The organism is Streptomyces sp. NBC_01341, from assembly GCF_035946055.1.
Classification (GTDB): domain Bacteria; phylum Actinomycetota; class Actinomycetes; order Streptomycetales; family Streptomycetaceae; genus Streptomyces.
Window position 1 is genome coordinate 4,326,694 of sequence record NZ_CP108364.1, and the last position, 14,305, is coordinate 4,340,998.

The window sequence follows — 14,305 nt, forward strand, 5'->3', positions numbered from 1 at the left end:
ATGGGAGCCGGACACGCGCACAAGCTCTACCGGCACGGGCACTCGCCCGTGCACGGTCTTCCCCCGCACTGCAAGCTCGCCGCGGTCGTCTGCTTCGTCGTGGTCGTCGTCTCCACGCCGCGCGAGGCGGTCTGGGCCTTCGCGCTGTACGCGGCGCTGCTCGCCGCCGTCGCCGCGGTGGCCCGGATCCCCGCCGGCTTCCTGCTGCGGAGGCTGGTCATCGAGGTGCCGTTCGTGGCGTTCGCACTGCTCATGCCGTTCGTCGTCCCCGGCGAACAGACCGAACTGCTCGGCGTCTCCGTCAGCGTCCCCGGACTCTGGGGCGCCTGGAACGTGCTCGCGAAGGGCACCCTGGGCGTCGCCGCCTCGGTGATCCTGGCCTCCACCACCGAGCTGCGCTCCCTGTTGCTCGGCCTCCAGCGACTGCGGCTGCCGCCGATGCTCGTCCAGATCGCGTCCTTCATGATCCGGTACGGCGACGTCATCACCGACGAGCTGCGCCGGATGTCGATCGCCCGGCGCTCCCGCGGTTTCGAGGCGCGCGGGATACGGCACTGGGGTGTCCTCGCCAAGACGGCGGGCGCCCTGTTCATCAGGTCCTACGAGCGTGGCGAGCGCGTCCACCTCGCGATGGTCAGCCGCGGCTACACCGGAAGCATGCCGGTCATCGACGAGGTGACCGCCTCCCGTACCCAGTGGGCGCACGCAGCGGCACTCCCCCTGCTCGCCCTCGTCGTGTGTCTGCTGGGATGGACCGTATGAGCCCCACCACCACCCCCGCTCCGTCCCTCGAGGTCACGGGCCTCGCCTACGCCTACCCGGACGGCCACCAGGCCCTGTTCGGCGTCGACCTGACCGTCGCCCGCGGCGAGCGCGTCGCGCTGCTCGGCCCCAACGGCGCGGGCAAGACCACGCTCGTCCTCCACCTCAACGGCATCCTCGACGCGGGCGCCGGCAGCGTCCGGGTCGCCGGGATGCCCGTGGAGAAGAGGAACCTGGCGGAGATCAGGCGCCGCGTCGGCGTCGTCTTCCAGGACCCCGACGACCAGCTCTTCATGCCGACGGTCCGCGAGGACGTCGCCTTCGGTCCGGCAGCGGCCGGGCTGCGCGGCCCCGAGCTCGAGGACCGGGTCATGACCGCCCTGAAGCGGGTCGGCATGGAGGAGTTCGCGGCACGGCCGCCGCACCACCTCTCCTTCGGCCAGCGCCGCCGGGTCGCGGTCGCCACCGTGCTGGCGATGGAGCCGGAGATCCTCGTCCTGGACGAGCCGTCCTCCAACCTTGACCCGGCCTCCCGCCGTGAACTCGCCGACATCCTGCGCTCCCTGGACGTCACCGTCCTCATGGTCACCCACGACCTGCCGTACGCCCTCGAGCTCTGCCCCCGGGCCGTGATCCTCAGCGACGGGGTGATCACCGCCGACGACCGTACGCAGGACCTGCTGTGCGACGACGCGCTCATGCGGCGGCACCGGCTGGAGCTGCCCTTCGGCTTCGACCCGCGTTCCGTGTCCGTTCCGCATCCGTGAACAGACGGTGACCCGCCCCCCACTTCACCTGCGGCGGGATGCACCATGGGGGGATGAGCGGGAGCGCGGGAGCAGGCGTGGACGTACGGGGCACGGTGGCGCCGGGATTCGAGGCGGTACGGGACGCTTTCGTCCGTAACTTCGAACAGCGCGGGGAACGGGGAGCGGCCGTCGCCGTCTACCGCCACGGCCGCAAGGTCGTGGACCTGTGGGCCGGCACGAGGGATGTGGACGGCACGGAACCCTGGGCCGTGGACACTGTCCAGATCGTGCGCTCGGCAGGCAAGGGCATCGCCGCCGCCGTGCCGCTGATGCTGCACCAGCGCGGACAGGTGGACCTGGACGCTCCCGTCGGCACCTACTGGCCCGAGTTCAAGGCGAACGGCAAGGAGCGCGTCCTCGTGCGCCACCTCCTCGCCCACCGGGCCGGGCTCGCCGCACTCGACGGGACGCTGACGCCCGCACAAGCGGCCGACCAGGCGTCCGGGCCGCGGGCCGTCGCCGCCCAGAAACCCTTCTGGGAGCCGGGTGCCGACCACGGCTACCACGCCCAGACCTTCAGCTGGCTCGTCGCCGAACTGGTCCGCAGAGTCACCGGGCGCACCATCGGACGCTGGGTCGCCGAGGAGATCGCCCGCCCGCTCGGCCTCGACTTCTGGTTCGGACTCCCGGCGGACGAGGCACACCGGATCGGGCGGATCGGGCCCGTCGAAGCCCCTCCGGCGGAAGGCGGCGGAACCCTGCGCGTGCGCCCCAAGCGCTCCGTCGTCGACGCCTACGCCGACCCCTCCTCGCTCACCCGCCGCGCCTTCGGGGCGATCGACCCCTTCCCCGACGAGAACGACCCCGCCTACCGCGCGGCCGAACTCCCCGCCTCCAACGGCGTCGCCACCGCGCGCGGCCTCGCCCGCTGCTACGCCGCGATGATCGGTGAGGTCGACGGTCAGCGCCTGTTCGCCCCGGCCACCCTCACCCTGGCCCGCACCGAGGAGTCGGCCGGACCGGACCGTGTGCTGGTCGTCAGTACCCGCTTCGGACTCGGCTACATGCTCCACGGGCCGGCCGCACCGCTCCTGGGCCCCGGATCGTTCGGCCACCCCGGACGCGGCGGCTCACTCGGCTTCGCCGATCCCGGATCGGGCATCGCCCTGGGATATGTGACGAACGGTCTGCAGAAGGGAGTCACCGCCGACCCCCGTGCCCAGGCCCTGGTCAGGGCAGTACGGTCGGCGCTATGACACCTCCACGCTTCCATGGGTACGCGGCTCTCCTCACCGGCGCGGGACAGGGCATCGGAGCCGCCTCCGCGCGCCGGCTGGCCTCGGAGGGCGCGGCCGTCCTCGTCACCGACCTGGACGCCGGCCGCGCCGAACGCACGGCGGACGGGATACGCGAGGCGGGCGGCACCGCCGAATCCCTGGCCTGCGACGTCGGCGACCGCGCGGCGGTCGAGGCGGCCGTCGCGCACACGGTCGCCGTCTTCGGCCGGCTCGACGTCCTGGTCAACAACGCCTACGCCAACCACGACGACGCCGCGCTCTTCGAGGACGAGGACGACGCGTCGTGGGAGCACACCCTGGACATCACCCTCAGCGGCCCCTACCGCTGCTCCCGTGCCGCGCTGCCGCACCTGGTCGCGTCGGGCCGCGGGGCGATCGTCACCATCGGCTCCGTCAACGGCGAGCAGGACTTCGGCGGCCACGCCTACAGCGCCGCCAAGGCGGGTCTGGCGAGCCTGACCCGTACGCTCGCGGGCCACGCGGGACCGCGGGGCGTCCGCGTCAACCTCGTCGCGCCGGGCACGATCCGCACCGACGCCTGGGCGGGCCGGGACGCCGAGCTGAAGAGGGCCGCCGCGCTCTACCCGCTCGGACGGATCGGCGAACCGGACGACATCGCGTCCGCCGTCGCCTTCCTCGCCTCCGGGGACGCGGCGTGGATCACCGGCACGACGCTGCGGGTCGACGGCGGCCTCCTCGGCGTCAACACGGGCTTCCGCAAGGCCATGACGGGCGAGGAGTAAACCGCTGGCGGCGTGGCGGCCGGCGTCCTACCCTCCCGGGATGATCGACCACGGCTTCACCGACCGGACCGGACGGGGCGTCACCCTGCGCGAGGTGACCGACGACAACTGGCGCGCGGTCGCCGACGTCGCGCCGCTCGACACCCAGCGCGCCTTCGCCCCCGCCCTCGCCGCCCGCTACCTGCTCCTCACGTCACGCGAGGACACCTGGCACTCCTTCGCGGTGTACGCCGGTGAACTCCCGCTCGGCCACGTCATGTGGGCGCGGGACGAGGACGGTTCGTACTGGATCGGAGGCGTGCTGATCGACGGCCCCGAGCAGGGCGCGGGGGCCGGGCGCGCAGCAGCCCGCACGCTCGCCGCGTGGCTGGCGGGCCGGGACGGCTGCGAGGTGATCCGGCTGTCGTACGCCCCGGCCAACACGGGTGCGGCGGCGCTCTGGACCTCGCTCGGCTTCCTGCCGACGGGTGCCGTGGAGGACGAGGAGGTGGTCGTGGAACTGGCCGCCTCCGCCGCCGTGTCCGTGTGACGAAGGCTCGGCACCGGCCATCCATGAGGAGGTTCCAGGTCAACTCGTGTGGAGCATCAGCCCGATGCCGACCACCATCAGTCCGGCCGCCGCGATCCGGGGGCCGCCGAACTTCTCCTTGAAGAACAGTGCCCCTATCGCGGCACCCACGATGATCGAGGATTCGCGGAGCGCGGCGATCGGGGCGAGCGGTGCCTTCGTCTGCGCCCACAGGACGAGCCCGTACGCGGCGACCGAGAGCGCCGCGCCCAGCAGTCCGCGCGCTACGAACGGCCGCAGGCTCGGCAGGAGTTCGCCCCGCCGGCGCAGAGCGGCGTACACCGGGATGGCCACGCCCTCGGCGATCATGAGCCAGCCGATGTAGCCGATCGGTGTCCCCGAGGCGCGTACTCCGACCCCGTCGACCGTCGTGTACCCCGCGATGGCCAGACCGGTCGCCAGGGCCGCCAGGACCGCGGGCCGGTGGGGGCGGCTGCCGGAGCCGCGGATCCCCCACAGTGCCAGCCCGACGAGCCCCGCGGAGGCCACTGCCACGCCCGCCGTCGCCCAGCCGTCGGGACGCTCGCCGACGAACACGGCCGCGAGCACCGTCACGACCAGCGGGGCCGTGCCCCGGGCGATCGGGTACATCTGGCCGAAGTCGCCCAGGGTGAACGAGCGCATCAGCAGCAGCATGTAGGCCACGTGCAGGCACGCGGAGACCAGCAGGTACGGCCAGGCGCCGGCTGCGGGCAGCGGGGCGAAGCAGACCAGCACGGCCCCGATCAGCGCGCCGCCGCCGGAGATGAGGGTGAAGGAGAGCAACTGGTCGCGTATGGCATGGGCGATGGCGTTCCAGCTCGCGTGCGTGATCGCGGCGGCCAGCACCGCCGCCGCCACCAGCGGGGTCATGCGGTCCGCTCGCGCACGTCCACCAGGGAGCCGCCCGCCAGTTCGACCAGGGTGGCGGGATCGAGCCGGAAGACGGTGTGCGGGTTGCCCGCGGCGGCCCACACCGCCGGATGGCCGAGCAGCCCCCGGTCGGCCAGTACGCGGGTCTTCGTGCGGTGGCCGAAGGGCGGTACGCCGCCGATCGCGTACCCGGTGGTCTCCCGGACGAGGGCGGCACGGGCCCGCTCGACCTTTCCGGCCCCCAGCTCGGCCCGTACGAGCTCCACGTCCACCCGTGAGGAACCGTCCATCAGCACCAGAACGGGAACGCCGTCCGCCTCGAAGATCAGGGACTTGACGATCTGGCTGAGCTCACAGCCCACGGCGTCGGCGGCCTCGGCCGCGGTGCGCGTGGCTTCGGGGAATCGGCGGACCTCGACATCGAGGCCCAGGTCCCGCAGGGCTTCGGCGAACAGGGGGTGGGCGGGGGTCGAAGCGGTGGCCGGGGTCGCGTCGGGGGTGCTCATGACGCGCACGCTACTGAACGGGAGCGCGTGTACACCACAGCGCTTCCGGTGGCTGTGCAGAGCGTCACCCGGGCCCACGAGCGACCCCGTCCACCGTCGTGCGCTGTCCCGGGCTACGACCCCGCGCGCAGCACCGAGGCCACGACCGGGCCGGCGGCGTCTCCGCCGTGGCCGCCGGACTGGACGACCGCGGCGGCGGCGAGGTCGTTGCTGAAGCCGGTGAACCAGCTGTTGGACGTCCCCTGGCCGTCGACCTCCGCGGAGCCCGTCTTGGCGCCCTTGTCGCCGCCCACCGAGGCCATGGCGGTCTTGCCGGTGCCCCAGGAGGCGGTGGCCCGCATCATGTCGTTCAGCTGCCGTGTGGCGTTCTGCGACAGCGAGCGGGGCGCGGTGGCGATCTGACGGTCGTCCAGGGACTGCGGGACGATCACCGGCTGGTGGAAGGTGCCGGTGCGGGCGGTGGCGGTGATGGACGCGATGTTGAGCGCGTTCATCTGGACGGTGCCCTGGCCGATGTACTGATACGCCGCCTCACCACCGGTCTCGTCGGGCACCCTGCCGTCGAAGGAGGCGATGCCGGTCTTCCAGTCCAGCCCGATCCCGAAGACGTCCCGCGCCTCCTTGGGGAGGGCGGAGTCGTCCTTGGTGTCGTCGATCAGCTTGATGAAGGCCGTGTTGCAGGAACGGGCGAAGCTGGTGGTGAAACTGGTGGAGGCGGGAAGCTCGAAGTAGTCCAGGTTGTGGAACGTACGCCCCTGGTACATCACCTCCTTGGGGCACTCCGTCGGCCGGTTCGCCGAGACGAGCCCCTTCTCCAGGAGCATCGCGGCGGTCACTATCTTCAGCGTCGAACCGGGTGCCTGGGTGCCCTGCATCGCGGCGTTGAAGCCGGTGGCCGGGTTGTTGGCAACCGCGCGGATCGAGCCCGTGGAGGGCCTCACGGCCACCACGGAGGCCTGATTGAACTTCTTGACCGCCTTCTCGGCCGCGGCCTGGGCGTCGGCGTCGAGCGTGGTCTGCAGCTTGCCCGGCTTCCCCTTGGCGAGCGTCAGGAGCGTGGTGTTCGCCGCTGACCCGCCCTCGGGCTCGATCCAGGTCTCGATGCCCGGGGAACCGCCGGTGCTGTCGCCGTACTTCTCGCGCAGGCTGTCCAGGATCGGCCCGAGCGACGGGTAGGTCTCCTTGTCCAGCACCTTGCCGTTGTGGTCCACCGCCTCGATCGCCGCGGTCGCCGACTCGCCCGTCCTCAGGGTCGCGCCCTCGGTGAGCTGCGGGTGGATCACCGTGGGCTTCCAGTCGACGAGTGCCTTGCCGGTGGTCAGGCCCCGCACCACGGTCAGCTCGGAGGCGTACGACCAGGGCTTGGTCTTCCCGTCGTAGGACACCGTCGCCTTCACGGTGTACGGCACCTTCGCGCCGACGGCCGGGCCGGGAGTGATGACCGCCTTCGTGACGTGGGCGTCCTCGGCGAAGCCGGTCAGCAGCGGCTCGGAGGCGGCCTCGTTGTTCGTGAGCAGCGAGGCGGCGGCCCCGTCGCCGGACGCCCACGCCGCGAGGAAGTCCTTCGCGGTCGTCTCTATCTCCTCCCTGCCCGGGGGCCCGGTCTTCACCTCGGACGACGCGGACGCGGTCCCAGTGCCTCCGCCGCCCAGTACCACGCTGTACGCGCCGTAGCCGAGCCCTCCGCTCACGAGCACGAACACCCCGCCGATCACGGCGACTTTCGCTCCACTGCGCATGGTGTGGTCCCCTCCCCAGGAGCCTCTCTTGAACGCGTTCAAGATAGCTGTCGTTGGCACCCTACGTGACAAGGGGGAAGTCTGAGGCGGTTGTTACAGGACCGCGACGCGTCGCGTGAGAGCGCTTTCCCGGGGAGTCCGTCCGCGGCCGGGTCAGGAATCGAGGATCGGGCCCGGTGGGGGGCGACTGCTGCGGACACACCGGGAGGGCCCGGCGCACCGCCGAGCCCTCCCGCTGGTTTTCCCCGCTACACCCAGGTGTCCAGCCACATGCGGTCGCGCCAGGACGTGTCCGGGATCGACGTGCCCGTGTAGATCGGCCAGAAGTAGACGAAGTTCCAGATGATCAGCAGCACCAGCACGCCCGCCGCGATCGCGCCCAGTGTGCGTCTGTGTTCTCCCGTGGGGTCCGCCTTGGTGAGGCCCATGCGGTGCCTGGTGCCGGTGCCGGCTGCCGGGCCCAGCAGGGCGCCGATCATCATCGTGACCGCGAGGCACAGGAACGGGACGAACACCACCGCGTAGAAGAGGAAGATCGTCCGCTCCTGGTAGTGGAGCCAGGGCAGCCAGCCCGCCGCCACACCGCACGCGATGGCGCCCGCCCGCCAGTCGCGGCGGAAGAACCAGCGCCACAGGACGTACAGCAGCGCCACGCACGCCGTCCACCACAGGAGCGGGGTGCCCAGTGCCAGGACCTCGCGGGCGCACTTGCCGGTCGCGGAGGCGGTGCAGCCCGTCTGCTCCTCGTAGAAGTACGAGACGGGGCGGCCCAGCACGAGCCAGCTCCACGGGTTGGACTGGTAGGTGTGGCCTGACGTCAGGCCGATGTGGAACTCGTAGACCTGGTACTCGTAGTGCCACAGGCTGCGCAGCCAGTCCGGCAGCCAGGTCCAGCTGCCGCCCCTGCCCTGGGTGGCAGCCCAGTTGCGGTAGTACCCCTTGTCCGTGACGATCCAGCCGGTCCACGACAGGACGTACGTGCCGATCGCGACCGGCACCGTGGAGACGAACGCCGGGAGCAGGTCCCTGAGGAGCACGGCCCGGTACGGCTGTACGGCGCCCGCGGTCCGCCGGGCGCCGACGTCCCAGAGCACCGCCATCACCGCGAAGGCGGCCAGGATGTACAGCCCGTTCCACTTCGTGGCGAAGGCCAGGCCGAGCATCAGCCCGGCCGCGAGCCGCCACGGCCGCCAGCCGAGGCGGAGCGTTTCGGCAACGTGGGCGTCCGGACGCAGGAGTCCGTCGTCGTCCACCGGGAGCGCGGCGGCCAGCCTGCTGCGGGACCAGTCCCGGTCGACGAGGAGGCAGCCGAAGGCGGCCAGCACGAAGAACATCAGCACCAGGTCGAGCAGCGCGGTCCGGCTCATCACGAAGTGCAGCCCGTCCACGGCCAGCAGCGTGCCCGCGAGACAGCCGAGGAACGTCGACCGGAACAGGCGCCGGCCGATGCGGCACAGCATCAGGACCGAGAGGGTGCCGAGCAGCGCCACCATGAAGCGCCAGCCGAACGGGGTGAACCCGAAGATCTGCTCGCCGATCCCGATGATCCACTTGCCGACCGGGGGATGGACGACGTAGCCCGGGTCCACCGGGACGCCGACCGAGGACGGGTCCGCGAGGATCTTCTTGTCGATGTCCTTGGGCCAGGCGCCCTCGTATCCCTGGTTGACGAGAGCCCAGGCGTCCTTGGCGTAGTACGTCTCGTCGAATATCACCGCCTTGGGGCTGCCCAGGTTCCAGAACCGCAGCACGCCGGCGACCAGCGCCACCAGCAGCGGACCGCCCCAGGCGGACCAGCGCACCAGGCGGTCGGCCAGGGCCGGGGGCACCGCGAGGACGCTCCAGAACTGGCCGCCCGGGCGGGTGTACGGCGGGACCAGGCGCTCGCGCAGACCTGTCTCCGGCCGTGGGGAATGGCCGAAGCGGCGCAGCCGCTGCTGCCAGGAAGGCGGCTGGTCGCCGGTGTGATCCCCGGCGTCGTTGCCCTGCTGGGCTTCGGGCGCAGTACTCGTCACCGCGCCATCGTAGGGAACGCTTCTGTGCGAGTGGTGCCGCCCGTGCTGGGAGGATGGCCGATGTGACTGGATCGACTGGAACGCTCGTACTCGCAGGGACCCCCATCGGCGACGTGGCGGACGCCCCGCCACGGCTCGCCGCCGAGCTGGAGACGGCCGACGTCGTGGCCGCCGAGGACACCCGGCGGCTGCGCCGGCTCACCCAGGCGCTGGGCATCCACACGACGGGGCGTGTCGTCTCCTACTTCGAGGGCAACGAGTCGGCGCGTACGCCGGAACTCGTCGAGGCGCTGGCCGGCGGCGCGCGCGTCCTGCTGGTCACCGACGCGGGCATGCCGTCCGTCTCCGACCCCGGTTACCGGCTCGTGGCCGCCGCCGTGGAGCGGGACATCAAGGTCACCGCCGTCCCGGGCCCGTCGGCGGTGCTGACCGCCCTCGCGCTGTCGGCCCTGCCCGTGGACCGCTTCTGCTTCGAGGGCTTCCTGCCGCGCAAGGCGGGGGAGCGGCTCGGGAAGCTGCGCGAGGTCGCGGACGAGCGCCGCACGATGGTCTTCTTCGAGGCTCCGCACCGGCTGGACGACACCCTGGCCGCGATGGCCGAGGTGTTCGGCGCGGAGCGCAGGGCGGCCGTGTGCCGCGAGCTGACCAAGACGTACGAGGAAGTGAAGCGCGGCTCCCTGGGCGATCTGGCGGTCTGGGCGGCCGACGGTGTGCGCGGTGAGATCACCGTCGTCGTCGAGGGCGCGACGGACTCGGGGAACGAGGGACTGGACGCCGCCGAGCTGGTGCGCAGGGTGCAGGTGCGCGAGGAGGCGGGGGAGCGGCGCAAGGAGGCCATCGCGGCGGTCGCCGCCGAGGCAGGGCTGCCCAAGCGCGAGGTGTTCGATGCGGTGGTCGCGGCAAAGAACGCGGCTCGGACCGGCCAGGCGGAGGGCAAGGGACTAGCCTGAATGTAAAGCCCGAGCCGCGTTCCGGGCCCTTTGTCCATGGATCGGCCAAAACCGTTCCAACACTCGGCAGACCTGGTGCGCTGCCGCCGGTGGAGGCGTCCACTTGAGGGTGGAACGCACCATCCGGAGTGCTTGTCCGGAGTGCTTCTCCGCTGACAAGGGAGCAGGCATGAGTGAGATCGCAGCAACCACCGTGCACGAGGCGTACGCGTTCGCCTGCATGAGGTGCGGGCACGGCTGGGAGCAGGCCTACGAGATAGAGCACCACGTCGACGGCTCGGGCAACGCCTTCGTGGTCTACAAGGCGGACGGGGAGCGCGTGCCGTCGCCGCTGTCCACTCCCGCCTGCGCCAACTGCGGCGGCCACGTGGTCCGGATCATGCGCGCCGGCCGGGTCTCCTCGGTCCAGCAGCTGCTCCGGGCCCAGCAGGCGCCGCGTCCGCGCAAGACCGGTGGCGGGGAGGCCGACGAGGAGATGGCCGTCGCGGCCGTGCGGGCCCCCGGGCCCGATGCGCACCACTGGCACCTGTCCGACCTGCTGCGCCCCTTCCACCGCCGGTGAGAGGGACGGCCCGTGCCCTCGTAGAGTCGGGGGCATGAGCCGTACCGAAGCCCCGCCGCTCCCCGAACCCCTCAGGGTTCCGGTCGCCGATTCGCACACCCATCTGGACATGCAGGACGGAACCGTCGAGGAGGGCCTGGCCCGCGCCGCGGCGGTCAACGTCACCGCGGTCGTCCAGGTGGGCTGTGACGTGAAGGGCTCGCAATGGGCCGCCGAGACCGCCGCCGTCCACCCGTCCGTCCACGCCTCGGTCGCCCTGCACCCCAACGAGGCGCCCCGCATCGTGCACGGGGACCCCGAGGGATCGTCCCGCCAGGGCGCGCGGGAGCCCGGCGGGAAGGCGGCACTCGACGAGGCGCTCGCCGAGATCGACGCGCTGGCCGCACTCGGACACGTCCGCGCCGTCGGCGAGACCGGCCTGGACTACTTCCGTACGGGCCCCGAGGGCATGGCCGCCCAGGAGGAGTCCTTCCGGGCGCACATCGAGATCGCGAAGCGGCACGGCAAGGCCCTGGTCATCCACGACCGGGAGGCCCACGCGGACGTGCTGCGCATCCTCGCGGACGCGGGTGCACCGGAGCGGACCGTCTTCCACTGCTACTCCGGGGACGCCGAGATGGCCCGGATCTGCGCGGCGGCCGGCTACTTCATGTCGTTCGCCGGCAACGTGACCTTCAAGAACGCGCAGCCGTTGCGGGACGCGCTGGCCGTCGCCCCGGCCGAGCTGGTGCTCGTCGAGACCGACGCGCCGTTCCTCACCCCCGCCCCGTACCGCGGCCGGCCCAACGCGCCGTACCTCATTCCGGTCACGCTGCGCGCGATGGCCGAGGTGCGGGGCACCGACGAGGACACCCTGGCCGCCGCCGTCTACGACAACACCGCGCGGGCGTTCGACTTCTGACCGCGGACGGGCCGCCCACTGCGCGCGGTCCCGGGCACACCGGGCGGCACCTGATCTCCGAACGTGGACACGTTGGGTAATCGTACGACTTTGGAGGGTGACCTCTCCTCGGTTATCGTGCCCGCGCAACGGGGTCGGCAGGCCGGAGCTTCTGGAGCGTCGTGGGCCATTCGCAGGGCAGTCACCGCGCACCGCGCGGCAGTCGGCGTACGGTGCAGGCCCCGCCCCGGGTCCCCGCCCCCGCGCCGCCCCGCTCGCTCCCGTCGCGTGCCTTCCACGAGGAGCGGACGATCGTCGCCGCCCTGTGGCCGGCCCGCTCGCCGGTGCACGATCCGACGATGCTGGACACGCCGCTGGTGCCCCGCCCGGCAGCCGCGCGGGAAGAACCCGCCCCACGCCGGGGCGGCGGGCACCGGGCCGCCGGGCGAGGCGCCCCGGAGAGCCTGCGGCGGCTCGTCCCGCGGGCCCTCGTCGTCGTGGTCCTGGCCGGCGGCACCGCCGCGTTCCTCGCCCAGGACAAGGCCGTCCGGGTCAGTGTCGACGGGACGTCGCGCACCCTGCACACCTTCGCCGACGACGTCGGGGAACTCCTCGACTCCGAGGGCGTCGTCGTCGGCACCCGTGACGTCGTCGCCCCGGCGCCGGGCACCGGACTGGACGACGGCGACGAGGTCGTCGTCCGGCGGGAGGCGCGCGGGCCCGGGCCGGGTGGCGGTCCCCGGGCCCCACGGCGGCCGTAGGCTTAACGGGTGAGCACCACAGAGCCCGACGCCCTCCTGGGCCCCGCAGACATCCGCGAGCTGGCCGCAGCGCTGGGCGTACGCCCCACGAAGCAGCGCGGCCAGAACTTCGTCATCGACGCCAACACGGTCCGCAGGATCGTACGGACCGCCGAGGTGCGGCCCGACGACGTGGTGGTCGAGGTCGGGCCCGGCCTGGGTTCGCTGACCCTGGCCCTCCTGGAGGCGGCCGACCGGGTCGTCGCCGTGGAGATCGACGACGTGCTCGCGGGTGCCCTGCCGGCCACCGTCGCCGCGCGCCTGCCGGAGCGGGCCGGCCGCTTCGACCTGGTCCACTCCGACGCGATGCTCGTGACGGAACTGCCCGGCCCGGCGCCGACCGCACTCGTCGCGAACCTGCCCTACAACGTCGCCGTGCCGGTGCTGCTCACGATGCTGGAGCGCTTCCCCACCATCGAGCGGACGCTCGTGATGGTGCAGGCCGAGGTCGCGGACCGGCTGGCCGCCCGGCCGGGCAACAAGGTCTACGGTGTGCCGTCGGTGAAGGCCAACTGGTACGCCGACGTCAAGCGCGCCGGGTCGATCGGCCGCACGGTGTTCTGGCCCGCGCCGAACGTCGACTCCGGGCTGGTGTCCCTGGTGCGCCGCGCCGAGCCCGTCCGGACCACCGCGAGCAGGGCCGAGGTGTTCGCCGTGGTGGACGCGGCCTTCGCCCAGCGCCGCAAGACACTGCGCGCCGCCCTCGCCGGCTGGGCGGGCTCCGCCCCCGGGGCCGAGGAGGCCCTGGTCGCGGCGGGCATCTCGCCGCAGGCCCGGGGCGAGATGCTCACCGTCGAGGAGTTCGCCGCCATCGCCGAGAACAAGCCGTCGGGTGCGAACCCTTCGGGTGCGAAGCCTTCGGGCACCGGCCGGCCGGACGCCGGGACCTCCGGGAGCAGCGAGTGAGCGTCACCGTCCGCGTGGCCGCCAAGGTCAACGCCCAGCTCGCCGTCGGCGCCCCCAGGCCCGACGGCTTCCACGACCTGGCGAACGTCTTCCTCGCCGTCGGCCTGTACGACGAGGTCACCGTCACCCCGGCCGACGCGCTGCGGATCACCTGTTCCGGGCCGGACGCCGCGCAGGTACCGCTCGACGCCACGAACCTCGCGGCACGCGCCGCGATCGCCCTGGCGGCCCGGCGTGGCATCGCCCCCGACGTGCACATCCACATCGCCAAGGACATCCCCGTCGCGGGCGGCATGGCCGGCGGCAGCGCCGACGGCGCCGCCGCGCTGCTCGCCTGCGACGCCCTGTGGTCCACCGGCGCGTCCCGGGAGGAGCTCCTGGAGATCTGCGCCGAACTGGGCAGCGACGTGCCGTTCAGCCTGATCGGCGGTGCGGCACTCGGGGTCGGCCGGGGCGAACGGCTGACCCCCGTCGAGGTCGGCGGCACCTTCCACTGGGTCTTCGCCGTCGCCGACGGGGGGCTCTCCACCCCGGCCGTGTACGGCGAGTTCGACCGCCTCACCGCGGGCACCGGCGTGCCCGAACCGGCCGCGTCGGCCGCGCTGCTCGACGCCCTGCGCTCGGGTGACGCCACCGCGCTGGCGGACGCCCTCGGCAACGACCTCCAGGCCGCGGCGCTCTCCCTGCGCCCCTCGCTGGCGGACACCCTTGCCGCCGGTACCGAGGCGGGCGCCCTGGCCGCCCTGGTCTCGGGCTCCGGCCCGACCACGGCGTTCCTCGTCGCGGACGAGGAGTCGGCGCACAAGGTGGCCGACGCACTGCTGGCGTCGGGCACGTGCCGCAGTGCCCGGGTGGCGCTGTCGCCCGCTCCGGGAGCCACGGTCGTCGGGATCGCCGCCTGACACCCGGTACTCAGACGGGAATTGAGTACGGCCGCGCTCCCGGGAGCCCACCGCTCGGCGCGACCGTACTCCC

15 protein-coding genes are annotated in these 14,305 nt (G+C 72.7%); 11 read left to right on the forward strand and 4 right to left on the reverse strand.

The genetic code is table 11. The features are described from left to right. From cbiQ to OG206_RS19195, 5 genes are all read left to right on the forward strand, one after another. The gene (gene cbiQ / locus OG206_RS19175; RefSeq protein ID WP_327117674.1) at positions 1-762 is read left to right on the forward strand and encodes a cobalt ECF transporter T component CbiQ; all 762 of its coding nucleotides are present in this window, start codon (positions 1-3) and stop codon (positions 760-762) included. Further along, a complete protein-coding gene (locus OG206_RS19180; RefSeq protein WP_442805868.1) occupies positions 759-1,529 on the forward strand; it encodes an energy-coupling factor ABC transporter ATP-binding protein in 771 nt (256 codons plus the stop codon). The genes cbiQ and OG206_RS19180 overlap by 4 nt, the downstream gene beginning before the upstream one ends. Positions 1,530-1,606: 77 nt before the next feature. Next, complete coding sequence (locus OG206_RS19185; protein WP_327122329.1) at positions 1,607-2,767, forward strand: serine hydrolase domain-containing protein; 1,161 nt, start codon at positions 1,607-1,609, stop codon at positions 2,765-2,767. Continuing rightward, the gene (locus OG206_RS19190; protein WP_327117679.1) at positions 2,764-3,552 is read left to right on the forward strand and encodes an SDR family NAD(P)-dependent oxidoreductase; all 789 of its coding nucleotides are present in this window, start codon (positions 2,764-2,766) and stop codon (positions 3,550-3,552) included. The genes OG206_RS19185 and OG206_RS19190 overlap by 4 nt, the downstream gene beginning before the upstream one ends. A gap of 40 nt (positions 3,553-3,592) precedes the next feature. Continuing rightward, on the forward strand, positions 3,593-4,081 hold the full coding sequence (locus OG206_RS19195; RefSeq protein ID WP_327117681.1) for a GNAT family N-acetyltransferase: 489 nt from the start codon (positions 3,593-3,595) through the stop codon (positions 4,079-4,081). Between the two features lie 39 nt (positions 4,082-4,120). On the opposite strand, the gene OG206_RS19200 is transcribed toward OG206_RS19195, so the two are convergent. The 4 genes from OG206_RS19200 to OG206_RS19215 all read right to left on the reverse strand — a co-directional run bounded on the left by OG206_RS19200 (position 4,121) and on the right by OG206_RS19215 (position 9,232). After that, positions 4,121-4,972 carry a DMT family transporter gene (locus tag OG206_RS19200; protein ID WP_327117683.1) on the reverse strand — a complete coding sequence of 284 codons (852 nt, stop codon included), beginning with the start codon at positions 4,970-4,972 and terminating at the stop codon, positions 4,121-4,123. Then, positions 4,969-5,478 (reverse strand): YbaK/EbsC family protein, encoded by a 510-nt coding sequence (locus OG206_RS19205; RefSeq protein WP_327117685.1) that lies wholly within the window; start codon positions 5,476-5,478, stop codon positions 4,969-4,971. The genes OG206_RS19200 and OG206_RS19205 overlap by 4 nt, the downstream gene beginning before the upstream one ends. A gap of 113 nt (positions 5,479-5,591) precedes the next feature. Then, positions 5,592-7,217, reverse strand: a complete 1,626-nt coding sequence (locus tag OG206_RS19210; RefSeq protein ID WP_327117687.1) for a penicillin-binding transpeptidase domain-containing protein — start codon at positions 7,215-7,217, stop codon at positions 5,592-5,594. Positions 7,218-7,465: 248 nt separating this feature from the next. Continuing rightward, positions 7,466-9,232, reverse strand: a complete 1,767-nt coding sequence (locus OG206_RS19215; RefSeq protein ID WP_327117689.1) for a dolichyl-phosphate-mannose--protein mannosyltransferase — start codon at positions 9,230-9,232, stop codon at positions 7,466-7,468. A gap of 53 nt (positions 9,233-9,285) precedes the next feature. Here OG206_RS19215 and rsmI point away from each other — a divergent pair, with 53 nt between their 5' ends. The 6 genes from rsmI (at position 9,286) to OG206_RS19245 (ending at position 14,232) form a co-directional block, all read left to right on the forward strand. Then, positions 9,286-10,182 (forward strand): 16S rRNA (cytidine(1402)-2'-O)-methyltransferase, encoded by an 897-nt coding sequence (gene rsmI / locus OG206_RS19220; RefSeq protein ID WP_327117692.1) that lies wholly within the window; start codon positions 9,286-9,288, stop codon positions 10,180-10,182. Between the two features lie 169 nt (positions 10,183-10,351). Beyond that, positions 10,352-10,744 carry a hypothetical protein gene (locus OG206_RS19225; RefSeq protein ID WP_327117694.1) on the forward strand — a complete coding sequence of 131 codons (393 nt, stop codon included), beginning with the start codon at positions 10,352-10,354 and terminating at the stop codon, positions 10,742-10,744. A gap of 34 nt (positions 10,745-10,778) precedes the next feature. Then, positions 10,779-11,645 carry a TatD family hydrolase gene (locus tag OG206_RS19230; protein ID WP_327117696.1) on the forward strand — a complete coding sequence of 289 codons (867 nt, stop codon included), beginning with the start codon at positions 10,779-10,781 and terminating at the stop codon, positions 11,643-11,645. 161 nt (positions 11,646-11,806) lie between these two features. Further along, complete coding sequence (locus OG206_RS19235) at positions 11,807-12,385, forward strand: ubiquitin-like domain-containing protein (protein WP_442805869.1); 579 nt, start codon at positions 11,807-11,809, stop codon at positions 12,383-12,385. Between the two features lie 9 nt (positions 12,386-12,394). After that, complete coding sequence (gene rsmA, locus OG206_RS19240; RefSeq protein WP_327117698.1) at positions 12,395-13,330, forward strand: 16S rRNA (adenine(1518)-N(6)/adenine(1519)-N(6))-dimethyltransferase RsmA; 936 nt, start codon at positions 12,395-12,397, stop codon at positions 13,328-13,330. Continuing rightward, positions 13,327-14,232, forward strand: a complete 906-nt coding sequence (locus OG206_RS19245) for a 4-(cytidine 5'-diphospho)-2-C-methyl-D-erythritol kinase (RefSeq protein ID WP_327117700.1) — start codon at positions 13,327-13,329, stop codon at positions 14,230-14,232. Before rsmA ends, OG206_RS19245 begins: the two co-directional genes overlap by 4 nt. The last annotated feature ends 73 nt before the right edge of the window (positions 14,233-14,305 follow it).